This is a genomic window from Planococcus ruber, from assembly GCF_022819085.1.
GTDB classification, from domain to species: domain Bacteria; phylum Bacillota; class Bacilli; order Bacillales_A; family Planococcaceae; genus Planococcus; species Planococcus ruber.
Window position 1 is genome coordinate 563,208 of the sequence record NZ_JALHAG010000004.1, and the last position, 24,186, is coordinate 587,393.

At 46.2% G+C, this 24,186-nt stretch carries 24 protein-coding genes; 2 read left to right on the top strand and 22 right to left on the bottom strand.

The features are described from left to right. Nucleotides 1-66 precede the first annotated feature (66 nt). Entirely contained in the window at nt 67-1,632 is a 1,566-nt protein-coding gene (locus MTR82_RS10750) for a sensor domain-containing diguanylate cyclase (protein ID WP_246809019.1), read from the bottom strand. Nucleotides 1,633-1,878: 246 nt separating this feature from the next. After that, entirely contained in the window at nt 1,879-2,376 is a 498-nt protein-coding gene (locus MTR82_RS10755) for an LURP-one-related/scramblase family protein (RefSeq protein ID WP_052649594.1), read from the bottom strand. A gap of 278 nt (nt 2,377-2,654) precedes the next feature. Here MTR82_RS10755 and MTR82_RS10760 point away from each other — a divergent pair, with 278 nt between their 5' ends. Together MTR82_RS10760 and MTR82_RS10765 are read left to right on the top strand one after the other, a co-directional pair. After that, nucleotides 2,655-3,569 carry an EamA family transporter gene (locus MTR82_RS10760; protein WP_246809020.1) on the top strand — a complete coding sequence of 305 codons (915 nt, stop codon included), beginning with the start codon at nt 2,655-2,657 and terminating at the stop codon, nt 3,567-3,569. A 118-nt stretch (nt 3,570-3,687) separates the two neighbouring features. Beyond that, nucleotides 3,688-4,257 (top strand): YdeI/OmpD-associated family protein, encoded by a 570-nt coding sequence (locus tag MTR82_RS10765; protein ID WP_246809021.1) that lies wholly within the window; start codon nt 3,688-3,690, stop codon nt 4,255-4,257. Nucleotides 4,258-4,320: 63 nt separating this feature from the next. On the opposite strand, the gene MTR82_RS10770 is transcribed toward MTR82_RS10765, so the two are convergent. The 20 genes from MTR82_RS10770 to yycF all read right to left on the bottom strand — a co-directional run bounded on the left by MTR82_RS10770 (nt 4,321) and on the right by yycF (nt 24,132). Continuing rightward, on the bottom strand, nt 4,321-5,514 hold the full coding sequence (locus MTR82_RS10770; RefSeq protein ID WP_246809022.1) for a DUF4317 domain-containing protein: 1,194 nt from the start codon (nt 5,512-5,514) through the stop codon (nt 4,321-4,323). Nucleotides 5,515-5,649: 135 nt separating this feature from the next. After that, on the bottom strand, nt 5,650-6,267 hold the full coding sequence (locus tag MTR82_RS10775) for an NAD(P)-dependent oxidoreductase (protein ID WP_246809023.1): 618 nt from the start codon (nt 6,265-6,267) through the stop codon (nt 5,650-5,652). 131 nt (nt 6,268-6,398) lie between these two features. After that, a complete protein-coding gene (locus tag MTR82_RS10780) occupies nt 6,399-6,872 on the bottom strand; it encodes a GNAT family N-acetyltransferase (protein ID WP_246809024.1) in 474 nt (157 codons plus the stop codon). Between the two features lie 60 nt (nt 6,873-6,932). After that, a complete protein-coding gene (locus MTR82_RS10785; protein ID WP_052649590.1) occupies nt 6,933-7,739 on the bottom strand; it encodes a hypothetical protein in 807 nt (268 codons plus the stop codon). Nucleotides 7,740-7,776: 37 nt separating this feature from the next. Continuing rightward, entirely contained in the window at nt 7,777-8,259 is a 483-nt protein-coding gene (locus tag MTR82_RS10790; RefSeq protein WP_246809025.1) for a nucleoside deaminase, read from the bottom strand. A gap of 22 nt (nt 8,260-8,281) precedes the next feature. Continuing rightward, nucleotides 8,282-9,001, bottom strand: a complete 720-nt coding sequence (gene deoD / locus MTR82_RS10795; protein ID WP_246809026.1) for a purine-nucleoside phosphorylase — start codon at nt 8,999-9,001, stop codon at nt 8,282-8,284. Between the two features lie 55 nt (nt 9,002-9,056). Beyond that, nucleotides 9,057-9,548, bottom strand: a complete 492-nt coding sequence (locus MTR82_RS10800; RefSeq protein WP_246809027.1) for a GNAT family N-acetyltransferase — start codon at nt 9,546-9,548, stop codon at nt 9,057-9,059. 15 nt (nt 9,549-9,563) lie between these two features. Further along, entirely contained in the window at nt 9,564-9,977 is a 414-nt protein-coding gene (gene arr, locus MTR82_RS10805) for an NAD(+)--rifampin ADP-ribosyltransferase (protein WP_246809065.1), read from the bottom strand. A gap of 396 nt (nt 9,978-10,373) precedes the next feature. After that, nucleotides 10,374-11,957 (bottom strand): histidine kinase N-terminal 7TM domain-containing diguanylate cyclase, encoded by a 1,584-nt coding sequence (locus MTR82_RS10810; RefSeq protein WP_279577051.1) that lies wholly within the window; start codon nt 11,955-11,957, stop codon nt 10,374-10,376. 198 nt (nt 11,958-12,155) lie between these two features. Beyond that, on the bottom strand, nt 12,156-13,664 hold the full coding sequence (locus tag MTR82_RS10815) for a DUF1846 domain-containing protein (protein ID WP_246809028.1): 1,509 nt from the start codon (nt 13,662-13,664) through the stop codon (nt 12,156-12,158). Nucleotides 13,665-14,141: 477 nt separating this feature from the next. Then, on the bottom strand, nt 14,142-15,365 hold the full coding sequence (locus MTR82_RS10820) for a TerD family protein (RefSeq protein WP_246809029.1): 1,224 nt from the start codon (nt 15,363-15,365) through the stop codon (nt 14,142-14,144). Nucleotides 15,366-15,570: 205 nt separating this feature from the next. Beyond that, nucleotides 15,571-16,050, bottom strand: a complete 480-nt coding sequence (rlmH, locus tag MTR82_RS10825; RefSeq protein WP_246809030.1) for a 23S rRNA (pseudouridine(1915)-N(3))-methyltransferase RlmH — start codon at nt 16,048-16,050, stop codon at nt 15,571-15,573. Nucleotides 16,051-16,139: 89 nt separating this feature from the next. Continuing rightward, on the bottom strand, nt 16,140-16,304 hold the full coding sequence (locus tag MTR82_RS10830; protein ID WP_246809031.1) for a CxxH/CxxC protein: 165 nt from the start codon (nt 16,302-16,304) through the stop codon (nt 16,140-16,142). 302 nt (nt 16,305-16,606) lie between these two features. Continuing rightward, complete coding sequence (locus MTR82_RS10835; RefSeq protein ID WP_246809032.1) at nt 16,607-17,113, bottom strand: DinB family protein; 507 nt, start codon at nt 17,111-17,113, stop codon at nt 16,607-16,609. 109 nt (nt 17,114-17,222) lie between these two features. Next, nucleotides 17,223-18,425, bottom strand: a complete 1,203-nt coding sequence (locus tag MTR82_RS10840) for a S1C family serine protease (protein WP_246809033.1) — start codon at nt 18,423-18,425, stop codon at nt 17,223-17,225. Between the two features lie 236 nt (nt 18,426-18,661). Then, nucleotides 18,662-19,450: an MBL fold metallo-hydrolase gene (locus MTR82_RS10845; RefSeq protein WP_052649583.1), complete on the bottom strand. Its 789-nt coding sequence runs from the start codon at nt 19,448-19,450 to the stop codon at nt 18,662-18,664. 12 nt (nt 19,451-19,462) lie between these two features. Continuing rightward, on the bottom strand, nt 19,463-20,272 hold the full coding sequence (locus MTR82_RS10850) for a two-component system regulatory protein YycI (RefSeq protein ID WP_246809034.1): 810 nt from the start codon (nt 20,270-20,272) through the stop codon (nt 19,463-19,465). Beyond that, entirely contained in the window at nt 20,259-21,596 is a 1,338-nt protein-coding gene (locus tag MTR82_RS10855) for a YycH family regulatory protein (RefSeq protein ID WP_246809035.1), read from the bottom strand. Before MTR82_RS10855 ends, MTR82_RS10850 begins: the two co-directional genes overlap by 14 nt. Continuing rightward, nucleotides 21,593-23,419: a cell wall metabolism sensor histidine kinase WalK gene (gene walK / locus MTR82_RS10860; RefSeq protein WP_052649580.1), complete on the bottom strand. Its 1,827-nt coding sequence runs from the start codon at nt 23,417-23,419 to the stop codon at nt 21,593-21,595. Before walK ends, MTR82_RS10855 begins: the two co-directional genes overlap by 4 nt. A 5-nt stretch (nt 23,420-23,424) precedes the next feature. After that, nucleotides 23,425-24,132, bottom strand: a complete 708-nt coding sequence (gene yycF, locus MTR82_RS10865; protein ID WP_052649579.1) for a response regulator YycF — start codon at nt 24,130-24,132, stop codon at nt 23,425-23,427. Between the last annotated feature and the right edge of the window lie 54 nt (nt 24,133-24,186).

Genomic DNA, 24,186 nt, shown 5'->3' on the forward strand with positions numbered 1-24,186 from the left:
AATAAAGCCTTTTCCTATTTTCTTTAGGAGAAGGCTTTTGAACTTTTATGGATCTCTGCCGTGCGCCTATAGGAGCTGTTCGGCCGCATGGGTTTTGACCTGGTTGCGCCCTTCGTGTTTGGCTGCGTATAAAGCGAGATCCGCTTTGTTTAAGAGCTGATAGAGGGTTTCTTCTTGCATCGCCGAAGCTTCAGCCACGCCGCTGCTTATGGTGACGGAAATCCGGTTCCCATCCACATGCAAAAAGCTGGTTTCCACTTGGCGGCGCAGCCGTTCTGCAACTACGGCCCCTTCCTCCATATTCATCCCGTCTAACGCCAATACAAACTCCTCGCCGCCGTAGCGCGCGAACAACATATTTTCTTTCAATGCCGCTCGGCAAATGTCGACCACATGTTTTAACAGCTGGTCGCCTACTTGATGCCCGTATTTGTCGTTTACTTGTTTAAAATGATCGATGTCAATCAGCATCACCGTGAAAGGAGTTTCCATTTGCTTCGCTTTCGCAAATTGCTGCTCACTTGTTTGGAAGAACGCCCGCCGGTTGAAAATTCCGGTCAGCTCATCGTAATAGGCTTGATGCTCAAGCTTTCGCTGTAAGCTCTTTACTTCCGTAATATCGGTGAAGATGATCAGCAAGCCTTTGTTTTCACTGCCATGCCGCAACGGAGAAATACGGACTTGATAAACGCGTTCCAAAAGTCCGTTCTTCAGCTCGATTTCCTGCAGCGACTCTGCGGCTTTTATTTCAAAAGGAAACGCTGTTTCTGATAAGCCTTTCCATACACTTTCAAAATGCATGCCGAACAGCGATGCGTTGAGCGAAGGAAACATCTTTTCAGCCGACTGGTTGAATTCGATGAGATTGAGTGATTCGTTCAGCACAAAAACGCCGTCGCTTATGCTATTGAATATGGCATCTTTGGCAATCGGCATAACTGCAAATAATTGTGAGCGGTTGATCACCCAGAGATAGAGAATGGAAGAAGCGCAAATGACCATCGGCACCGGATCAATTCCTTCGGGCGTTAAGCCGATCAAGTAAATAAATGCAGTGGACATTGGAATCAGCTGGCCGATTGATAAGGCAAAGATTTGTGGACGGTATGCTTTCGCCGTTTCCCGCCAGCGGAAAATCACGAGCAAGAATGCGGCCAGCATACAGCCGAAGGTATAAATTCCGTGGATAAGGTACCAGAGACCGATTTCCTGATGAACGAAAGGGGCGCCTAGCGAAGGGTCAATTTCAAACACTTTGTAATGAAGATGATGAACATCATTTGTTGCTACCATCAAGACACTGATGGCAGGTATAGCAAGCATCGCTGCAATTCGTTTTTTCGTCAGCTTTATGCTCAAGTAATGCATGACGAACAGCAATCCTAAAGGCGCCGAAGCTGCCATGCCGATATAGAGCAAAATGTTCCAAAGCTTCAATTGCCCAATGGTGTCGGCGGTTAAACTAAAAGCGGAAGCGAAGCAATAGATGGTGATAGAAGCTGTATAGATCATAAAAAAATTAGCGATTTTCTTGTACTGCTGCCTTTTCGCAAAGACATATGCGCCTAAATATAAATTCAATACACCGGATGTACAGATCAGCGTAATATAGGTCGTTAATTGAGAACTCATCCTATTCCCTTCTTCAAACTTTACATTTTTTCTTATAATGTAGCACATGTTCTGGTAAAAGTAGATAGAAAGTAGAAGGAAATTCCAAAAAAATTAGCACATTTTTCCCATAATGATGGATTCCGATTTTTTCTCTAGCGTCCGAGCTCCCGTGCTCCTGCAAACCGGGTGAAGCAAGCGGACTTCGGATTTTTTAAGCCCACTGGCCTAGGGCAAACATTCTTTGCAGCTTTTCCTGCCGCCTCATTACCCCGCTCCTCCAGCAGCCGCAGCAGACTGGTCCGATTTGACGCAGTCAATGGCCACCACAATGGCAATCACCACTGTTTCCATTTCTTCATCCAGAATTTCTACTTTGTAGCTGTCTCCCCAAGTAAACCATTCCTTGCTGACCTGCCCTACCACTTCTCCGTGCTGCAGGATTTGAAAATTCATATCCCACCAATTGCCTTGAACCTGGATGCCTGTACCTTCAATCCTATAGCGGGCTTTCAAGAAAGAAAACTCTTTTTGGATCGTCAGCCGTTCCTGCCCGTTCACTTCCACGAAAAACTTCGGCAGGAAGCTGAACGTCTTCTTCGTGATCAGCGCCACTTCCTCTCTTTCGGGGTTCATGAGGCTGAAGGTTTTAGGGATTTTCATAAAGCTGCCTTCCACATAATACACATCGTTTTCTGCTGAATCTTTTACCGTGAATTTGCCGCTCAGGCTGAAGACTTTCTGTTTGATGTAGAACTGTTTCATTGTTGGTCCCCCTCTTATCGTCGTGTTTTCTGTGAATATTCGTACCGGATTCATGCAATGTGATTTCTCCTCTTCTTTAATTCCATACAGCTTTTGAAAATGCCTGCATGGCGAGAATGATACCTACAGGAAGTGCGCTTTGGAAAGTGTCCCGCTATTTGTCCAAACCATGTCGCCGCCCTCTATTTCTTGGGCTTCAAATGCGCCGGAAAACCCTATCTGCCGCTTATCTATGCTAAGATAATCTAATTGTGCTTCAGCATGCAGGAGGTCATAGGATGAAATTCAATAAAGGAATTTTATTTATTTTATTAGGTGCTTCATTTTTCGGTTTTACCCCGATTTTTGCCAAAATCGGATTTAGCCATGGCTATACGCTAGGTCAAATCAATATTGTCCACATGATGGTTTCTTTCGTTTTGCTGTGGGGATTTACGTTGATCAAACGGGCCAGTTTCAAAGGGCTCCACGTGAAAAACATTCTTCAAATCATGGCAACCGGCTGTCTGATCGGTTTAACCAGTATTTTTTACTACGGATCGATGCAATATTTGCCGGCTTCGCTGGCCATCATTTTGATGTTCCAATTCGTATGGATCGGAATCATTCTGGAATGGATTTTCATGAACATAAAACCGGCCCGCATCACAGTCTTCTCTATCGTTCTAATTTTGATCGGCGTCTTTTTTGCTTCGAATTTTATCGGCGGTGAGATTCAGGGCCTGCCGATTAAGGGATTGGTTTTCGGCATTCTTTCCGCCTTCACCTATGCCGGCTTCATTTTCTGCAGCGGCAAAGTCGCCGTAAAAGTCGATGCCTGGACACGCAGTTCAATCATGGTTTCCGGCTCGGCCATTTTGGTCCTTGTTTTGTTCATGGGTGAAATTCCAACGGTTCTGCCGTTAGAAAAAGACTTGTTTGCTTCGGCAGCAGGCGTGTCGTTATTCGGAGCCGTGCTGCCTCCGCTGTTTTATGCGGCCGGCGCTCCGTTGGTTTCCGGAGGTGTAGCAAACATCCTGACTTCCGTTGAACTGCCCATCGCCATTCTGTCAGCGAGCCTCTTTTTGTCTGAATCCGTCGCTCTTTACCAGTGGTTCGGCATCGGCATTATACTGGGCGCGATTGCTTTAAACGAGCTCGGCCCGAACTGGATCCGGAAAAGGCGGCAAAATCGCGCGCCGTCTCGTGAATAAAACTTGAGACGCTGGTCCTTTTCGTTCTTGATTTAACGGACTCAAATCGATTTAATAGGAAATATATAAGCCAATAGGAACTGAACAGGAATTTCTAAAGCGAAAGGATCTGTCCAAATTGGAGATGGAAAATTTACTCCCTGTTAAAACCCGGCAGGAACTGCGAACTTGGCTGGAAGAGCACGCAGCCACTGAAAAATGCTGCTGGGTGGTCGTCAGCGTCAAAGAGCGGCCGAATACGCTTCTCTATTTAGATGTGGTAGAGGAAGCCCTGTGCTTCGGCTGGATTGACAGCACCAAAAAAAGGATCTCGGATACCGAAGTGGCCCAAAGGCTTTCGCCGCGCCAGAAAAAGAGCAACTTCACAGAGTTGAATAAAGAACGTGTCCGACGGCTTGAGAAACTGGGCTTAATGACAGACCAGGGCCGGAGCGCCTTGCCGGATATGCGTCCGGAAGCCTTTGTCATCGATCTGGAAATCCAAGCTCGCTTGAAAGAAGACACACAAGTCTGGCAGCATTTCCTCGACTTTCCGGATGCCTACAAACGAATTCGCATCGACACGATCCAAAGCGTTAAACGCGACCCTGAACTGTTCAATAAACGATTGGCGAAGTTCATCGAAAACACACGGGAAAATAAATTGTACGGCCAGTGGCATGACAATGGGCGTTTGATTGACAGCTAGACAGAAAAAGGCCCCAAGCCTCTCAGCAGAGAAGTTTGGGGCCTGTATTTGTGTAATTTTTCTCTATTCCAGCTGTTCTTCTTCCAGCAGCTTAAAGCCCTCGATCATCGTGTCTTCTTCCACTTCAATCAGGATGCAGCGCTTGCCGTTGTAATTGACGCCTTTGACGTAGCGCAAGTCTTGCGGGCTGATTTTGATCTCCGCCACTTTTGTGTTGATCTTGATGGATTTCGATGCATAGCTTGGCACGACATGGCTTGCTTTCATTTCGTAGTTTTTGTCTTCCACAACCTGCTGGAAAGCGCGCTCCACTTTTTCAGCGCTCACTTCTTTCACGCCGCTCGCCTTCAGTACCCGCGTCACCTCCACCGTATCCAAAACCGGGATCTCCACCTCTTCTTTCTCCGCTTCTTTTTCCACTTCGAGCATGAGGTTGATTTCATCGTAGAGGCCGGCTAAGGTCCGGGAATTCACTTCTTCGCCGATTACCGCTTTGACGATTTCCTCGAACACCGCTTTGTCTTCTTCCGCCGTGATGATTTCGTCGCCATTCAATACATTTTCGATAAACTGGAAATCGGGTTTGTTCGCTTTGCTCGCCGAATAGACGATGTGGTTGATGTCTGCAGCATTGTCCGTGAAGCCCGGAAACAGGAAGCCTCCCACTGGTGAAGTTAATTTGATCACCGGATCGAGCAGGATGTTCGATTTGAATTCCTTTTCGGCAAAATCAAACACGAGCGAGCTTTTCGGCAATTCGGTCTGATTCATGCTGCCAAGGATGAACGGCGTCGTGTACACTTCATCGCGCATATCGATTTCGGTTTCATCCGCTTCGCGCTTCGTCGTCTTGAAATACGTCCCGCGGATAAATGTGATGACCATGTCCTTCTCAAACGGTTTTTCTTCAATCATTTTTAACGCGATGCGCTGCATGTTTTCCTGCCATTCCGCGGCATCTTCCGCCTCAAGCCCTTCATACAATAAGCGCTGCGTATGGTCTGCCTGCCCTTCTTCCTGCGGCAGAAACTTCACTTCAAACAGTTTGGCATCGAGCTTCCCGCCCAATACCTTTTTAAAATTGGCTAAAAACAGCTCTTGCTGCTCCCGGTCGAGCAGTGAAAACGAACGGCTGTCCTCGTGGAAAATTTCCGTCGCTTCTCCCTGGATGTAGACATTGTAAATCTCTGCGATTTTCAGTAAATCCGTATCAAGCTTAAAACGTTTGCGAATATCGGCTATATCTTTGTTATTCATTTTCAATTCCAACTCCCTGGCTCATAAAATCCGTGTGGTGCAAAAAAAGAGCAGCCAAAGCGAAATTCCGGCTTTTGGCGCTCTTTTAGTATACCAATAGTTTGGGTAAATGAATGGCTTCACCTTTTCTGCCTTTTAAGTGGCGATCCCAACCGATGTGTTTTCATAGCTTGGGTCTTTCAAGGCTTTTAAGAGGAAGTGCGCCACATCCGCACGCGGGATGGTTCTGGATTTTTCCGGAACGCCTTCTTTTGCTTCGCGGTAGACGCCTGTAAAATCGCCGTTGGTCAACCCCATCGGACGGGCAATCGTATAGACTAATCCATGCGATTCAATCCAGTCTACGGCCGCCCGGTGGTCGATAAGCGCGTTCTTCAGCATGCCCATCATCAGCTTGCCGCTCATACCCGGAAGCTCATTGTTGATGCCGGCTGAAGCCGTATAGACGATCCGTTTTACGCCGTGCTCTTGCATCCCTGCGACAATGTGCTTCGTCATTTCTTCCAGTTCCGATGATTTCTTCATGCCTTGGCTCGAACCGAGGCAAGACACCACGGCGTCATGTCCGGCAATGGCTGCAGACACTTCTGCCGGTTTAAAGGCATCCCCTTGGACTACCGTCAAGTTTTCATGAGACGTTTTCAATTTTTCCGGAGTCCGGACAAATGCCGTCACTTCCAGTCCGCTTTCCACTGCTTGTTTGACAACCGCTTGCCCGACTCCGCCGGTTGCGCCGAAAACGATGATTTTCATTACAGGTCCCTCCCTTTTCTCGTGTAGGCTATAGCGCCAAATAGCCTGCTCTTATGAATCTTTTGCTCACTCCCATTATACATGCATCTGCCATTTCGATTTTGAAATAAGCGGAGCGGGGCTGCCTCCCCTTATCTGCCTGATTCAAGTTCAACTTCATAACGCCACATTTGTTCATTTTCCTCACGCTTTTTATAACGATACCCACATCGTGGAATGAGTTTTTCCCAATACTTCACGGCAGCATCATTTCGTTTCAATACATGCAAGGTACAGATGCCTGTATGTTTGTTCCAAAACTCAGTGCAGATTCTTTCGCTTATTCCCTTCCCCCTGCTTGTTTGCACCAAAAAAATTTCATCGATAGAACATTCCTTTTCAGAAGAGGAAAATACGGCCATGCCAATCGGCCTCCCGTCTTCTGTTAGGCAAAACGCTTCCTGGCTTACACCCGTCAGCAATTGGCTTACAGCTTCTGATAAATAATTCCCCTCCCTATCGATTTGTGTTCCGATCCAAGGGTTATGCGCCGAAAGTTCATGGGCATAAAGATTAAACATTTGAATAAAGGCATGTTTCATTTCCGCAGCTTTTGTAAATTCCATAGACTTCTCCTTCAGAACCATTCTTTATCTTGCACTTTCAAATTCTTTTATTCCGTCCAGCTAATAATGCAAAACCAGTGCTTCAATCACAATGAACAGCCAGATGCAAAACGAAGCGCCGCAAATAATCAGTTCAAAAAAATGAATGAACAAGACTTTCATCCCGTTTTGCTTGGCTTTGCGAATTCCAAACAGGTCGCCGTTGTTTATGATGTAGATAAAGCCGCTGACGATTAATAGGCTGGAGAGGGAAAAGGCGAAATTCGGCAAATCCGTGGCGTAGCGCGGATCGCCGCTAACTTCCATATAGAAAGGAATGCCAAATTCCTTGCTCAACACAAAACTTCCCACGATCAAGGTAAATAAAATCAGGGAAAGGCTGAACGGATGCCGCCGGTAGTCAATGACATCCAGAAATTTTTTCGTTTTTCCCTTAAAATTCAAATCGTCCGGCCCTTCCACTCGATCGCCTTGCATGACAAAAAGAAAACCGGCCGCTACCATGCCAATGAAAAAATACAGGAAGAACAAGTCGAACACAAGCGACCAACTGGAGAAAGCAGCGAGCACCAGCGTTACGAGTGCGATGCCGATGAATCCGTTCTCCAGCCGTTTCCTATGCCGCTCCCACTGATTGATTACGTCCCGGTTGTCTCTTCTGTCCGTGGGCGGAACTTCGTGGTAAGGGGAAAGGATATTTAAGATGTAGGCGCATACAATCAGGAGCCAGCCGACTCCAAACATTATGGAGAGGGATTTCGGATAAAGGGAAAGAGTATCGTAATGTTTCAGCACCCAATTTCCGCTTAAGGCCACGATTACAGTGCCGATTAGCACGATATAGGAAGAAAAAGTTTTCATGTTCACCCGTAAAAGACGCTCCTTTTGCTATGGATAGTTATTTTCATCCTTTTGCCGCGTGAAGCCGGCGGTGAAGTTCACGGACCTGCTCTGCCAGTTCGGGAACCGGCCCTTCCACTTGGGCGTCTCTGATCACTTCTTCAATGGCCAGATTGTAGACAGGCCCCTGCTCCACCCCAAAATCGCGGAGCCAAGTGGCCAATTGCTTCGAAGAACTCGCATAGATGATCTTCCCTAACCCAACCATCCCATGAGCCGCTGAACACATCGGGCAATGCTCCCCCGATGTATAAACAATTGCCTTCCTTCTGTCGTCAGGCGCCATATGGCTGGCAGCCCACCTTGCAATCGCAAACTCCGGATGCTGGGTGTAGTCGCCGCCTGCCACATGATTGTGGTCTTCAAACAGCACTTCCCCCTCAGCAGACACCAATACCGAACCGAATGGCTCGTCCCCTTTTTCTAAAGCAGTTTCTGCAAGTTCCACACAACGCTGCAGATGGTTAAAATCCGTTTCAGTGATCACGTTTGCACCTTCTCCCTTCTTTTCAAACCATACCCAAAGCAATTTCCATCATTTGCGTAAAGGCAGTCTGTCTTTCTTCCTGCGTTGTCTGTTCGTGCGTAATCATGTGGTCGCTCACTGTCAAAATGGTTAAGGCTTTGACACCCGCGCTCGCAGCATTCAAGTACAGGCTTGTCGTTTCCATTTCCGCCGCCAGGATCCCCATCTTCGCCCATTTTTCCGTGGCCGTTTCATCGGCATTATAGAAAATATCACTTGATAGGACATTTCCGATATGAACTTTATAATTCTTTTCATCCGCCACCTTTTTAGCCTTCTCCAACAGGTCATAAGAAGCGGTCAGCGGAAATTGGCCGGGCAGATTCCATTGATGGGCATAATCCGAATCCGTCGCTGCTCCCATGGCGAAGATGAGGTCGTATAATTTGATCTCTTTTTGCATGGCGCCGCAAGATCCGATGCGAATTAAATTCTTAACGCCAAAGACGTTGATCAATTCCCAGGAATAGATCGCCATGCTCGGCGTCCCCATGCCGGTGCCCATTACAGAAACTTTCTTTCCCTTATATTCTCCTGTATAGCCAAGCATCCCCCTCACTTCGTTAAACAACACAGGGTTTTCCAGAAAGGTTTCAGCGATGAATTTGGCACGGTACGGATCCCCCGGCAACAGGATCGTTTCGGCGATTTCCACTCCGTTCGGCTTGATGTGCGGCGTTTCTTTTATTTCGTTATTGGTCATTTGACTCGCTCCTTTTGTTTTTCTCTCTCTTTACTCTTGCGAGAGATGCTGGAATTTAATGGCTGAAGTTTGCAAAATCCCATAAATAAACTACTTCCACTTCGTTCGCTCCCACTTTTGAAAATCGCAATTTCTCGAGTAAGCGAATGGAAGCGACATTCTCCGGCGCGGCCCCTGCCCGAATGCTGTAATCTCCTTGCTGCCGGATCCAACCAATCAGTGCACGGACGATTTCATATGCATATCCCTGTCTTTTGAAAGCCGGGCTCACCGTATAGCCGATCCAGAACGTGTCCGCTTCTTTTTTGATGTAGACATCTCCAATCAGCTGCTGGTCGGCTTTTCGGATAATCGCAAATTGCGCCCCGCTTTCTATGGACGAGTCTGCCAATAGCACTTCTTCATATTCTTCCTTTGTACGGCCTTTGAAATATTGATATTTCATCCATTCGGAATTGTTGCGATAAGACATGAAATCATCCAGATCAGTTGCTTGAAATGGCCGGATTAAACACCTCTCGGAAGTAAATACTGACGCTGTCTCCATTTTTCTCACGCCTTTTTAGTTGATGATATCCCCTGATTTCTTCGCAGAACCTTCCCGCATCCTTTGCAGTTGAGCGGCGGGCAATGCTGTCCATTCCGTCTCTTCTCCAATGATTCGCAGCGGTTCTTTCGAGCGGTACGAACGCGTTAAGTTTCCAGGGAATTTTTTGTCCGTTACATTGGGGTCATTTTCAAATTCGCCTGTCGGTTCCACTCGGTAAACGCGCTCTTTTCCGTCCCCTGCCGCAAGTGCCGCTGCAAGGCCAGCTCCGTCAGCATTCGCTGCGAAATAAATATGGTTCATCTTCAGCCCGTCTATATAATTGGAATTGCCGCCCGGCGTCAATAAATCACCGACTGCCAAATCCGCTTTCGTTCCGTGATAAAACGGTCCCGTATCTGTTGGCGGCCCTTCAAATGATTTGGCCAATTCTTCCTGTCTTTTTGCGCTTTCCTGATCACCCAATTCCCTCTGGCATTCGGCAATGGTTCGGTACAGCGTGGAATACGCGCTTTTGACGTTCTCATCGTTGATTGTCCGTGCACATTGCAAGGATTTTTCCGTCCACTCCAATTTTTCGGCAGGGTTCTGTTGGATACGGCCGAAGTGGTAAGCTGCGATAAACCGTTCAAAGTCATCAGTGGCTTCCTTCCAGGCTTGCATAAAAATTTCGGCGGCTGCTTCTTTGCTGCCGCTGTCTTCCTGAGCCATTCCCTTCATGCAAAGCTGCACGACGGCGTTCGCCGGACTGAATTTTGTCTCCATAGAAGTTCCCTCCAAATAAAATATGAGTTCATACGAGCCAATTCCGGAAACTGGATGTTTCTATACATAGAATGCTTTTGTCTTCTTTTTATCCTTATACATGCGCGTATCGCACGTATGGTAGAGATGCTCATAATCATTGCCGTCTTCTTCCACAAAAGCTGCGCCAATACTCGGGACCACTTCAATTTCGATTCCGTCTTGCCTGAATAAATTCTCTTGAAAAGCGGAGCGCACCTCATGGATTTGCTTCATAAACGTTTCTTTGGATGCTATATGCTCAAAAAACATGATAAATTCATCGCCCCCTAAACGGGCAAGGATGCTGGGCTCCGGCAAATGTTCACGCCAGCAATTGGCTGTAAACATCAGCACATGGTCTCCTGTCAGGTGGCCATATACATCATTGATTTCTTTAAAAAAGTTTAAATCACATAGCACCATTGCGGCATTTGTTTTGCCGGGCTGAGCCAGTTTTCGTTTTACTTCCTCTTCAAAATAAGTGCGATTGTATAACCCTGTCAAAACATCATGGTGGGCCAAATATTCAAATTGCTTTGATTGTTCGAGCAGACTTTTCTCATACTTTATAGATTCCGTAATGTCATGAAGTATAAACATTTTGCCTATCGGCTGATGATTGCTTCCTTCCACATATGAAAAGTGAACCGTATAATGCTTATCCTTCAGTTGCATGGATTGGGTAGCTGCACTGGTTTTCGTTGAGCGCTCAATAAATTGGACGAGGGATGGGAATTGGGACAGCACTTCTGCAGCCGGGTGGCCAATCAACTTTTTGTCCGGCAATTGGGCTAACAATCTTTTGGCAGATTTATTATAGAGTTTTAGCTGATTGTCCGTATCAAAAATAACGACCGCATCGTTAATGGATTCAAAAACTTTTTTCATGGCCAGCGGAGAAAGCTTCAGCAAATTAAATCGGTTAATCCCCCATAAGTAAAACAAAGAAGAAATGACAAGCCCAAAAGGAGAAATATCGATTGGCACTTTGACCGCGCCAATGGAATGGATGAACGGCACACCAAATACAAATAATGAGCCGATCATCATCAAGGCTGCCTGCTTTTTCCTTTCTTTATTCGCCTTCAAATACAAGTTAACCAGTAAACCGATGCCGATTAAATGGTAGCTGTAAATGCAGCCGATATGGATGTAAAACAACGGTCCCCTGTCGAGATCGATCAGCGGAAATCCGAGGGAACCGTCCAAGCCTGCATTCCTATAAAACAAATGGTGCCATTCGTTTGTAAAATGGGCACTTAATGTGTAAATCGGGCCAAGAAGCCACAATGCGAGCCATTTTTTCTTCAAAAACCGGTGATTTCCAGTGAATTGCAGGACCATCACAATCCAAACGAACGGAGCGAAAGCGATGCCAAAATATTGAATGTGGATCCAAAACATCATGTGCTCCACGGTCGTACTTAAAAGCTGAAACGCGTAGCCAAAGGTGTAGAAAAAAGCAGCCATGACCCCTAAGCCATAACTAATGGAAATAGGGGTGGCTCTATTTTGCCATGCGTAATGGAGCAGCACCATGTAGCAAAAAGTGAAGAGAAATAAAATGGATGAAAGGATAAAATTAAGGCTGATAATGTGAATTCCCCCGATAATGTCTTTCAATAGCTTCTGCAGATGACTGGGAAAGGATGCAAATTGAAATTTAGTTTTGGTCTATCTAATCGTAATATTAGCATGCAGTTTCTTATTTACACTATCCTTTCTTTTCTTAGCGGTTGAAATTTTCAAAATAAATAACATTAAAAAAAGGCTGTCGAGAAAGTTTCTCGACAGCCTGAAGAAGCGATGATTTCCTAAACTTTAGTTGTAATACAAGTTCTCAGTCGGATAGACCGGATCATTGGTGATGTCGATGCCAAGCTTCTTAAAGGTTTGTTCGTTTTCTCTATTCAATATCACCGTGGAATGCGCTTGCGTGTCTTTTAAATTCGGCAATTGCTTATAAGCGAGCTCGGAAGTCGGATTGGTGACGGCACTGATCGCCAGTGCAATCAGCACTTCATTGGCGCTCAATGTCGGGACGCGGCTGTTCAAGTCCTCTGTTTTCAACCGTTGAATCGTTTGCAGAATCATCGGCGACAATAAATCAATTTCATCAGAAATATTGGTCAGTTTCTTCAACCCGTTTAAAATTGCGGCTGCCGAAGCATCCATCAACGTGGTCGTCCGGCCCGTGATCATCTCGCCGTTCGGCAGTTCAAGCGCAATGACGGCTTGTAAATTCGTGCTGTCCAGCTGTGCTTGGATGGCTTTCGCATAATTGCGGGCTGGCAATACCGGCGCCCGGTCCTCTTTCTTTAAACCGGTCTCTTCCAGAATCACTTGCATGTGGCGGACACTGTCCTCATTGGCAAGCCCTTTTTTATAGTCGTTCTCTACGACGAAGCTGCGCCGAATGATTTCCTGCTTGGCCGCTTCCTGGACAACGTTATCATCGGTGATGCCCGATTTCAGGCGATTCACGCCCATATCCGTCGGTGAGCTGTAAACAGACGCTTTGCCGGTAATCCGTTCGATAATCCGTTTGATGACCGGAAACGTCTCAATATCACGATTGTAATTGACCGCTACTTTTTCATATGCTTCAAAGTGGTAATTATCAATCATGTTCACGTCTTTTAAATCGACCGTAGCGGCTTCATAAGCGATGTTTACCGGATGCTTTAACGGCAAGTTCCAAACGGGGAACGTTTCAAACTTGGCATAGCCGACTTCATTCCCCAGCTTGTTCTCGTGGTACATTTGGTTAAGGCACGTGGCAAGCTTTCCGCTGCCCGGGCCAGGAGCCGTCACGACCACGATCGGCTTGGTCGTCTCAATATAAGGATTCGTCGCAAACCCTTCTTCCCCAAGGACCGCATCCACGTTTGTCGGATACCCTTCGATTTCGCGGTGAATGCAGACGTTGATGCCGTTTCTCTCAAGCTTTGTCATAAACACTTTAACGGTTGGCTGGCCTTGGTAGCGCGTGATCAAGACACTGTTGACCGAAATGCCGTATGCCCGGTATTCATCAATTAAGCGCAAAACATCCTGGTCGTAGGTGATGCCATAATCTTCACGGACTTTGTTCCGTTCAATGTCTCCAGCGTACACACAGATGATGATTTCCGCATTTTCCTTCAGTGTGTGCAATAATTTGATTTTGGCATCTTCATCAAATCCGGGCAAGACACGCTTCGCGTGCTTGTCGCCGATCAATTTCCCGCCAAATTCCAAATAAAGTTTATCGTACTGCTCCACCCGTTCCAGGATGTAAGCTGATTGTTCCTGCAAATATTTCTCCGAATCAAATCCAATGTTTTTCATTAATTTCCGTCCCGCCTTCTATGCTTCAAGCTTTCTCTTAACTCTATGTGTAAAAACGCCTTACGAGAAGATTCCAGCTAAAAAATTTATCATTTATCATTATATAGCTTTTTAAAAAAAGAGAAAGGGAAAGGGACCTGGTTGGTTTGGTGATGGGGTGATTTTAGTAGGCACCGTGACCTAATCAGATACTTATAATAAGGCTCTCAGTACTGTATCTAATTGAGATTTGTTTAATTAACTCTTCTTTAAAACAAAAAGAGCTAAGTCTAATGACTAAGCTCTTTTTGCGAAGTTGCTTTACTAAATAAGTCTATTAGCTCTTCACAGAACGCATCTGTCCTTGCTTAATTCGATTTTAAGCCGAACAAAGACAGCGCGAGTTCACAATTATCATGGTTTGATCAGTAACCTTCTTTTAACCGTATTCTCCTCGATTACAGTGGATTCTAGTACAAGATTTAATCATACCCTTGTTTACTTATAGTCGTTTTTTGGTCCTTCATCCATCATAACTTCTACTATATTTGAAGAGCCCTTCTTAAGTTTAGGTCTATATTCCGAGTTCGGCTTACTGTACAGCTCTATTGGACTGATCATCACCCCGTCTTCAGTATTTTGAAGAATTCCCGGCACACAAGTATAAATTCTGTCATTATTATTTGCGTTTTTGGAGGAGATGGTAACAGAAGTCCCGTTGTGGTTATCTATACTCATAGATACCTTATATCTGTAGAATGAGCCTGTCCCATTTGACTGGGCCGAATAAACCACAGGAACCACTGCGAGAATATCATTCGTCAATCTTATTTTAATAATCTCTTTCTTAACTGAGCTGCTGTCTCGCCCGATATCCCCCATATGTTCCACTGCGCCGTTGCCAAACCGGCTGAGAGGCGGGGTTCCCGCCGCCCCGAACATAGCAACATCCACCTGCTTGCCATTCTTTGTGTAAACTAACGCATATATATCGTAGTCTGTCCCCGTTTTCCAAGATACTGTAGCTGTAATCTCCGGTGTTTTATCAATTATAATCGGCTTTTGGCCTTTATCAAGATTTACCTTGCCTTTTACTTTTTCAAGATTTATCGATGAAAATGGATTCTGGCTGCTTTTATTTTTGGGTTCTGCAAAGAGTTTCGCAGGCTCTTTTGGCTCTGAAGGCTTTATCGGCTCCACCGGCTCAACTTCCACTCCGTAATTCTTGCATAGCCCTTCAAGACCAGAATCAAATCCACGCCAGATTGATTTGGCCTTTGTTTGGCCATTCCTTAAGTACAACTCCAATACGACGATCCCATTTTCCTTTGAGAAATTAGCAGGGGTTAACTGGATGCTACTATCACCACTGCGTATCTCTGCCTTTAAATTTTTTACATTTGAAAAACCCGTGTTATTGTCCTCTGTAAGCGTAACAGCTATTTTAGTAATACCTGGAGGGACTTTACTCAAATCAAAATCGATGTTATGTACTTTTGTATTCCCAATTTTCGCGGAAGGCCTAAGTGTGGCTGCTCCGGAAGAGCTCTCTGGCTGGTTATAAAATATAATTCCAGTGTCTCCCTGTACCTTTTCTGAATCTGTTAAGAGAAAAGCCGTTAAGGAAATATCTATTGCATCAGAAACTTCGTAGCTCACCGCAACATTGCCTTTTGGAGAATTCAAAGCGGTGTTTGCCCCCATTTGAAGCAGTTGATTCATTTAAACCACGCCTTTCTCATTTATGGATTAATTAAAGTTTCTTTTTGCTAATAATTCACTTTCATTATAACAAAAATTTACATTTCGATGAAATATATCTATTTGTATTTGTATTTAGTAGCTGGACTTCAATAAAAAAGAAACATTAAATTTCTTTAATGCCTCTTCTTTGCTTAGTTTAAATTTTCTAAAGCCATGCTTCTTCCTATTTATGATACGGTTCACCCTTCATAATCCGGAAAGCACGATACACCTGCTCCACCAGAATCAGCTTCATCAGCTGGTGCGGAAAGGTCATCTTCGAAAACGACAGCTTCTCATCCGCTCGCTTCAACACTTCGTCATGCAGCCCGAGAGATCCGCCGATGACGAAGACGATTTTGCTGCGGCCGTAAGTCATCAGCGATTCGATGTCTTTGGCGAGCTGTTCGGATGTTTTCATCTTGCCATCGATAGCTAAAGCGATGACATAGGCATCCGGTGAAATTTTCGCCAGGATCCGTTCGCCTTCCTTCTTTTTAACGATTTCCATATCCGCTTCGCTCAATTGTTCCGGCGCTTTTTCATCCGCCACTTCCACTTCATTGACTTTTGCGTAGCTTCCCAGCCGCTTTGTGTATTCTTCAATTCCCGATTTCAAGTATTTCTCTTTTAGCTTTCCTACACTGACAATTGAGATATTCACAACTTATCCCCCTTTACACGATCTTTACAAACAACTTATTAACAGAAGTTATACACATATCCACAGTATTTCCTATATCTTGTGTCCGCTCATCCGTTCGCCACAAGATACGTAGCAGCCTCTTCACAGTAGTCACACTTTGTGGATAACTTTTTGTCATCTGATAATTCTGTAAGAATAGGATAACTTTTTGTTTCCGCTACAAACATGTCCAACGCATGCTCCACGTGGGTTTTGCATGATTTGATCTCCATATTTTCCGCCTCCTTTAATTTCCGAATATTCCACACAGTTATGCACAATTCGTTCACGTTTATCCACAAGCTATTTTACCAGAAGAAAACGGTTACTGAAAGCCGGGGTTTTAAATGCCTGTTGATTGTGAATAGATTGGCTTTTCTAAAAAAGTTATCCACATGTTATTTTTATGCTTTCCCGAACGATGCAGAGCATTTTCATTAAAACTCTTTACAAAGATTACAATAGTATTACAAAATTTTATCCTTAAAAAAACCATCTTCCGGTTAAAAATGAAAGATGGCTTCCTAAAACTTTATTAAATTTCTGGCGGTTGCCCGCCCATCGCCGTCCATTCCTCTTTTGACGGACCGTATAATCCGGGAACTTCCAAACCTGCTTGCCGCATTAACACCGTCATCTGCGCCCGATGATGAATTTGATGGGTAAAGAGGACTTTCAGGACCGTTTCAATCGTCCACATCTCACCATACATATCCCGTTCTTCGGTTAAGGTTTCGTCTGTCCACTGGTCGCGAATGGCTCCGATCATCGATTCATTCGTGCGTCGGTACGCATCCGCAATTTCCTTAGCTGTTGCCGGAACCGGTTCTCCGAATTTAGCCGCTTCAAACTCCAGACCCGTATGCCCAGCTACCATTTCATCAAAAGTCGTCGTCAAATGCCACGCAAGCCGTCCCAGTGTCCGGTGGTCCGCTGTGACTTGCTGGGCGAGCGACGCATCTGTTAAATTATCCAAAACCTTCTGAGTGCCTTCCGCTTCCGGCTGCCATTCCCGCAAAAATTCATCAATGCTTGCAAACATGGAATCCCTCCAAAAATTTAATGTGTTACCGTGTTTTATTCGGTATGGAGGATTGAATTCCTGCCACACACAAAAAAGAAGCTGTTGCGAAAACAGCTTCTTTCAAAAATTATAATGCGGAGTTATCCACAAGCTCCAATTCAAAATCCATGAGCTCTCCGTTGCGGTAAGCTTTGACGGCCAACGTATCGCCGATTTTCTTTTCATTGTATAAATGTTTGCGGAGTTCGATAATGTCGCCGACCGCTTCTCCGTCCATTTCGACAATGACGTCAAATTGCTCCATTCCCGCTTTGGCAGCAGCCGATCCTGCCACAACGGAATTCACCACGACGCCTTCCGTCACATCTTCCGGCAGTTTCAACGTTTCAGCGCGGTAAGTCCTTGGCACTTGCGCCAAATCGAGCAAGGTAACACCCATTGCAGGACGCACCATTTCCCCATTCGCCTCCAGCGACTCAATCACCGGGCGCGCGGAATTGATCGGAATGGCAAAACCGATCCCTTCTACAGCAGAAGTGGCAATTTTCATCGAGTTGATGCCGATAAGCTGGCCGGCTAAATTCACGAGCGCGCCGCCGCTATTTCCTGGATTGATCGCTGCATCGGTTTGAAGAACTTCAGCTTGCCAGTCTTCCTGGCCGTCCCCGTCCAAATCCACCGGAACCGCACGATCCGTTCCGGAAACGACGCCTGTCGTCACCGATCCCGAAAAATCAAGGCCGAGTGGATTTCCGATGGCAATAACGGTTTCGCCCTGCTTCAAGACGTCCGAATCACCAAATTCAGCTACATCCGGCACATTGGCGCCGTCCATTTCAAGCACCGCCAAATCGGTCCAAATATCACTTCCGACCAAATTCGCTTCCACTTTCGAGCCATCCGAAAGCGTGACTTCAATTCCGTTGGCTCCTTCAATCACGTGATGGTTCGTCACCACATAAGCGGTCCCGCCTTCATTTTTATAAATGACGCCTGAACCTGTTCCGACGGCTTGTTCCTGTCCTGGCGTCTGCGACCAGAAATCAGATCCCGCTTGTAGATTCGTAATCCCGACCACCGCATCCGCCACTTCTTCCACGGCTTTCGTGACATCTGTCGTAATTTCCACTGCTGTTGACGACTGTTCTGTAGAGCTGTTTGTCTTTACCGCTTCCGACGTGTTCGCCGATTCTTCCTTATTGCCAGGCGCTAAACCGGGCACTGAATAAAACAAAAGCCACACAAGAAGCGCACCGACCGCGACACCTGCTACTCCTGCAAGGAACGTTCCAGCACGGCTCGGCTTCTGTGGGCTATTATAGTATCCCATGGCGTTCATCCTCTCTTTCTCTCTTCAACTACTCTTTATATAACCTTAGTTTAAGAATCCGAAACGGACAATGCAAAGCTGCAGCAACCTGGATTTGATCATGCTCCAGTTGAATTCAAAATACGCTCGATAACGCTGGAAATACGCACAGTAATACCCAAAATACGCCCCATTGCCGACAAAATACGCTCCAAACTAAAAAAAGCCGGAAGCATCAAAGCTTCCGGCTCTCCCAATTATACAATCACTAACTCGGTTGGGATATTCGCATCCGTGTGGAGCAGGTCTACATATTCGCCGACGATGATGCCTTTTGACTGCAAGGTCTGTTCAACGCTCATCCGTGCGAGGTCTTTCATATTATTGTCTTTGCTCAGGTGGGACAAGTAAATGCGCGTCGGTTTTTCCGCCATCACTTCACTCATCGCCACAGCGGCATCTTCGTTCGATACGTGGCCGACATCGCTCAGGATGCGCCGTTTGACTGACCACGGGTAACGGCCCATTTGCAGCATCCCGACATCGTGGTTGCTTTCAAAGACAAACGCATCCGATGCCTGAATAATGCCTTTCATGCGGTCGCTGACATAGCCGGTGTCGGTGATCAACGCCAATTTCCGGCCGTTTTCGTGGAATACGTAGAACATCGGATCCGCCGCATCGTGGGACACTGCAAACGATTCGATATCAATCGAACCGAAGGTTTTCACCGTTTCCATATCAAAATGGAATCGCTGCTCCACCGGAATCGCACCGACCAAGCCGTCCATGGCTTCCCATGTTTTGGCGTTCGCGTAGATCGGCACTTTATGCTTTCTGGCAACAATCCCGAGGCCCTTGATGTGGTCGCTGTGTTCATGCGTCACCAAGATGCCGTCCAGGTTGCTCATGCTTTTGCCGATCGAAGCGAAAAGCTCTTCCATTTTCCGCCCGCTCAACCCCGCATCCACAAGAAATGAATGCTGATCGTTTTCTATATAGATAGCATTGCCGCTTGAGCCGCTTGCTAACACACTAAAACGCATAATAAAAACTCCTTATTCTTCGAGCTCAATCTCATCTTTCTTGACTTCCACTACACCGTCTTTGATGGCATTGACAAAATATTCATCTTTGCTGCCATCTGAAAGCGTAGCCCGAATGCGCCAAGTCGGCAAAAACATCACTGTGTTTTCGGAAACCGTGACATATTCCGTGTAGCCAAGCGCTGCCGAATCAATATGCGTATCCGGCTTTAAAACTTGTCGCTGATAAAGGGTGTGGATCGCTTGAAGCGGCGGAATCACTTTCTTCTGCAGCTCCGCTTCTTCCACATTTTCAAATAAGGTCTGTTCATAATGAGTGACTTTCGCATCTTTATTAAAATGCAGCGTCAGCAGCCCATTGTCGCTGTAAAACAACGGCTTCCCGTTCAACTCTTGGAAAAAGACCGCTTCTTGCTCTTCTTCATCCATTTTCCAGAAGACGTAATCGTCCCCCGCATAGATGGTTTCTTCCACAAATTCGGTCAAAACTTCTTCACTCGGGTCTCCGCTGAGTGGCAGCGGTTCATCGAATGTCACGATTAACGCATTTTCATTTGTCGTGTTCATCTGTAAGTCTACACCCGGAACGTCATTCGCTACAAATAATTTCTTCTTGCCGGTCAAATAGGCTTGGTTTTCCACATTTTCCGGCAGCTCATCGTAGGTGATATTCTCCAGTTCCAGCTTTTCATCAATCGATGGAATCGTCAGCTCTTCCAATCGCTGGCCGGCGTTATACCGTTCCAAATACAGCGAATATAAAAAGATGTTCAAAATGGCAAAGACGATGATAAAGATGGATTTCGTTTTACTCCAATCCAAATTTGCCACCTCCCAGCATTTCTTTTGAAAGGTGATGCCATTTGCCGTCGGCTTTGAAATACCAAGCCGGCTCTAAGCTCAATAGCCGCTCGGGCTCCCGGTCATCACGTCTTAGTTCATAGCCGGGTACGATGTCCGTAATGGTCGCTAAATCCTTTTCATCCAAATGGTTGAACGCCTTCAAAATGGATTCGCCGGCCTCCATCTTCGTCGTGCCGGTTTCTCCCCAGGATTCCAGGATATAAAATGGCCGTTCGTAGCGGAAAATCTGCTCCACTTCCGAATCAATGCCCCAATTCAGCTTTAAATCGGTGGCAAGCGGCCCAAAGACCGGCGCCCCGTCGACAAACAGGCGGTATTCGATCTGCTGGTTCAGTGGCACCATATTGAAATAGCGGTAATCATTCGTCCATCCGCTGTGGCTGTTGATGAAATCCACCGTTTTAAAAATCAAATCGGACGGAATCGCGGGATCGGACGTTTCCGCTTTTGGCTGGACATACGTAATGCTCTTATTTGTATCTTCGACGCCCATGATCGCATCCGACTCGTCGCTGTACTCTTTATTGGTGATGGCGCCGGTTGATTGGACGCTGCCCGGGTTTTCAAACAGGCCGTCGACAAACCGCTGCGGCGGGATATCTTCTTGCAAATAGCGGTAAGTCGTTACATCTTTGGCATCTCTTTGGATGTAAATCGGCAATTCTCCAATGTTTTCATTTGTCACATAAGGAGCGTACTCAAACGCGCGCTGGACAATCGTCGATTCGAACCGTTCCAACTGAATGGCTGATACGCTTCCGGTATAAATTCGTTTCGACTTGCTGTTCACAAAATACAGGTTAAAGTTATTAGCATTCATATTGCCCCAATCAATGACGACCCGGTCAAAAGACGCTTCCGGAATGGTCTTGTCCGTGATATCCATCATGTCATCATAGACGGGAAATGGCACCGGTGCCGGATAGTAGAGGACGGCCCGGTTTGTCCCATGAAGATAGGCTCTCAATGTTTCAAGCGGCGCATCTTCCACCACAACCGCTAAATCATGGATTTGCCATTGCTCCATCTCGCTCAGCAGAAGCGTGATTTGCTCCTGCTCGCTGGTGCCAGTGATGTTTTCATCACTGAACTGATAAAGCACATTGGTTGGCTGGATCACTTGATCCACAATTTTCTTTTCGCCCAACTCCACTTCAACAGCCGAAGTCGTCTCAATTGTTTCAAGTGTCGGGGTAAACGTCCAAATGGTAAAAGTCAGGGCTAAACTCAGGAAAATTAATAAGGCTAAGGCAATGGATTTGATTTGTTCAATGTATTTCATTCCCATTCATCTCCATCATCAAGTTCATAAGGCAAGGTGAAATAAATCGTCGTCCCTCTGCCATATTGGCTTTCCGCCCAGATTACGCCGCCGTGCGCATTGATCATCTCTTTTGAAATCGCAAGGCCAAGGCCTGTGCCGCCCATTTCCCGGGAACGCGCGCGGTCGACTCGATAGAACCGGTCGAAAATCTTATCGATATTTTCTTTCGGAATACCCATTCCCTGGTCGCTGATGCGGATCATGATGTATCCATCTTGCTCCATCATGTCAAAACGGACTTTTCCGCCTTCAGGCGAATATTTCAATGCGTTGGAGATGATATTGTCGATTACTTGGGTGAGTTTATCGGGATCGATCTCCACGAAATACTGTTCTTTCGGCAATTGGCGTTCAAAATGGACGTTTTGAGATTTCGACATTTCAAAACGGTCAATGATGCGGTTAAAGAATACGTTGAACTCAACCATTTCTTTGTTCAATTCCGTTTCATTGGAATCCATTTTCGAGAGTTTCAGCAAATCGTTGACAAGCCGAATCATCCGCTCGGTTTCCGTTTGGGTGACGTTCAAGAAATTCGGAGCCAAATCTGGATCTTCCCACGCACCGTCTGCCAGTGCTTCCAAGTAGCTTCTCATCGTCGTAAGCGGTGTCCGCAATTCATGCGACACGTTCGCCACAAATTCGCGGCGTTCCATATCGATTTTCTCCTGCTCGGTATTGTCATGCAAAACTGCGATAACCCCGTTGACAAAGCCCGTTTCTTTTTGGATGACCGAGAAGCTTGTCCGGAGCAGCGTGCTTTCTTCATACGTGCTGAAATCAAGCGTAATCGCTTCTTTGATATGGATCAAATCTTCAAATGTATATTCAGATTCCAAGTTTAAAACCGACGTAATCGGCCGGTTAATGACCGTTTCACGTGAAACATTGAGCAGGCGAAGGGCTGGATCGTTAATCAGGATGACACGCCCTCTTCTGTCAGTCGACAACACGCCGTCTGTCATATTCGACAGGACCGATGCCAATTTTCTACGTTCACTTTCTGTCGATTGCTGCGATTCCTGCAGCCGGTTCGTCAAATTATTAAAAGCACGGGCCAGCTGGCCGATTTCATCTTCTCCGTAAACGCGGACTTTCCGTGAGAAATTGCCTTTTGCCATTGCCTGGGCCTGCCTTCTCATATCGGAAATCGGTTTTGAGATCGTCTGCGCCACTAGGACACCGAGGATTGCCGTGATCGCCATCGAAATAGCGGTTCCGACGGCCAGGATGGAGTTGATTTCGTTCATTTGTTCATAGACGTTTTCAATATCCGCTTCCATATATAAAGTGCCAAGCACTTCGCCGCCTGCTGTCATAATCGGCAGCGTCCGGATCCAGATGCGCCGTTCGGATTGGCGATTGATTTTCGTCCGGTCGAGCGGCGTTTCGCCGACAATCGACTGCATGACCAATTCATCGGTCGAGCGCTGCCCTACCAAGGATTGATTTTCAATCGCTGAAGAGGCCAAGATCCGATAGCTCGAATCGATGACCCGAATTTCGTCAATATCCTCCGACTGGAATCCGTACAGGACGGAATACAAGCTTTGTTCCAGCGTTAAATCTTCTTCTGACCGGACCTTGATCATTTCTTCCCGGACACTGAACTCCACAATGTTCATACGGTCTTCGATGGAGTCCTTAAAGTTTTTGCTCAATGTCTCTTCCAGTTGCTGCGCGAAATACAAGCCGATAATCTGCATCGCAAGTAAAATGAGCAGAATATAGATCAGCACAAATTTCACGTGAATCGATTTAAAAAATCCTACCTTGTGCATTCAACCTACTCCTGTTCAGGATTCCGCAAGTAATAACCGACTCCTCTGCGGGTGACGATCCAGGCCGGGTGGCTTGGGTTGTCTTCAATTTTTTCACGAAGGCGGCGAATCGTCACATCGACGGTGCGGACATCGCCAAAATAGTCATAGCCCCATACCGTCTGCAATAAATGCTCGCGGGTCATCACTTGGCCAATATGCTTTCCGAGGTAATGCAGCAATTCAAACTCGCGGTGCGTCAATTCAATTGTTTCATCGCGCTTCTGAACCAAATAAGCGTCCGGCTGAATCGTCAAAGAACCTACCTCGATATCGTTTGAGCTTGGCCCTTCTTCGTCTGCAGGCGTAACATTCTGGCGGCGCAAATTCGCTTTTACGCGCGCAATCAATTCACGGGTAGAGAACGGCTTTGTGACATAATCATCCGCTCCCAGTTCAAGCCCGAGCACTTTATCAATTTCCGAGTCTTTCGCCGTCAGCATAATGATCGGAAAATCGAATTTCTTGCGGATTTCCCGGCATACTTCCATGCCGTCGCGGTTCGGCAGCATGATATCCAACAGCATCAAATCCGGCTGAATTTCTTCTGCAATCTTGACAGCTTCATCCCCGTCATACGCACAAACGACATTGAAGCCTTCCTTTTTCAAATTAAACTGCAGGATGTCTGCAATCGGCTTCTCATCGTCTACAACCAAAATCGTTTTACTCATCAGTTTTTCTCCCCTTTTTATTCCAGCTTTCGATGGAATTTCCTTCGCTGTACA

Excerpts from the sequence above, each read along its gene's own strand:
- MTR82_RS10750 (WP_246809019.1), bottom strand. The coding sequence starts at position 1,632 with ATGAGTTCTCAATTAACGACCTATATTACGCTGATCTGTACATCCGGT.
- MTR82_RS10755 (WP_052649594.1), bottom strand. The coding sequence starts at position 2,376 with ATGAAACAGTTCTACATCAAACAGAAAGTCTTCAGCCTGAGCGGCAAA.
- MTR82_RS10760 (WP_246809020.1), top strand. The coding sequence starts at position 2,655 with ATGAAATTCAATAAAGGAATTTTATTTATTTTATTAGGTGCTTCATTT.
- MTR82_RS10770 (WP_246809022.1), bottom strand. The coding sequence starts at position 5,514 with ATGAATAACAAAGATATAGCCGATATTCGCAAACGTTTTAAGCTTGAT.
- MTR82_RS10775 (WP_246809023.1), bottom strand. The coding sequence starts at position 6,267 with ATGAAAATCATCGTTTTCGGCGCAACCGGCGGAGTCGGGCAAGCGGTT.
- MTR82_RS10780 (WP_246809024.1), bottom strand. The coding sequence starts at position 6,872 with ATGGAATTTACAAAAGCTGCGGAAATGAAACATGCCTTTATTCAAATG.
- deoD (WP_246809026.1), bottom strand. The coding sequence starts at position 9,001 with ATGACCAATAACGAAATAAAAGAAACGCCGCACATCAAGCCGAACGGA.
- MTR82_RS10800 (WP_246809027.1), bottom strand. The coding sequence starts at position 9,548 with ATGGAGACAGCGTCAGTATTTACTTCCGAGAGGTGTTTAATCCGGCCA.
- MTR82_RS10815 (WP_246809028.1), bottom strand. The coding sequence starts at position 13,664 with ATGAAAAACATTGGATTTGATTCGGAGAAATATTTGCAGGAACAATCA.
- MTR82_RS10820 (WP_246809029.1), bottom strand. The coding sequence starts at position 15,365 with ATGAATCAACTGCTTCAAATGGGGGCAAACACCGCTTTGAATTCTCCA.
- MTR82_RS10830 (WP_246809031.1), bottom strand. The coding sequence starts at position 16,304 with ATGGAGATCAAATCATGCAAAACCCACGTGGAGCATGCGTTGGACATG.
- MTR82_RS10835 (WP_246809032.1), bottom strand. The coding sequence starts at position 17,113 with ATGTTTGCAAGCATTGATGAATTTTTGCGGGAATGGCAGCCGGAAGCG.
- MTR82_RS10840 (WP_246809033.1), bottom strand. The coding sequence starts at position 18,425 with ATGGGATACTATAATAGCCCACAGAAGCCGAGCCGTGCTGGAACGTTC.
- MTR82_RS10845 (WP_052649583.1), bottom strand. The coding sequence starts at position 19,450 with ATGCGTTTTAGTGTGTTAGCAAGCGGCTCAAGCGGCAATGCTATCTAT.
- MTR82_RS10855 (WP_246809035.1), bottom strand. The coding sequence starts at position 21,596 with ATGAAATACATTGAACAAATCAAATCCATTGCCTTAGCCTTATTAATT.
- walK (WP_052649580.1), bottom strand. The coding sequence starts at position 23,419 with ATGCACAAGGTAGGATTTTTTAAATCGATTCACGTGAAATTTGTGCTG.
- yycF (WP_052649579.1), bottom strand. The coding sequence starts at position 24,132 with ATGAGTAAAACGATTTTGGTTGTAGACGATGAGAAGCCGATTGCAGAC.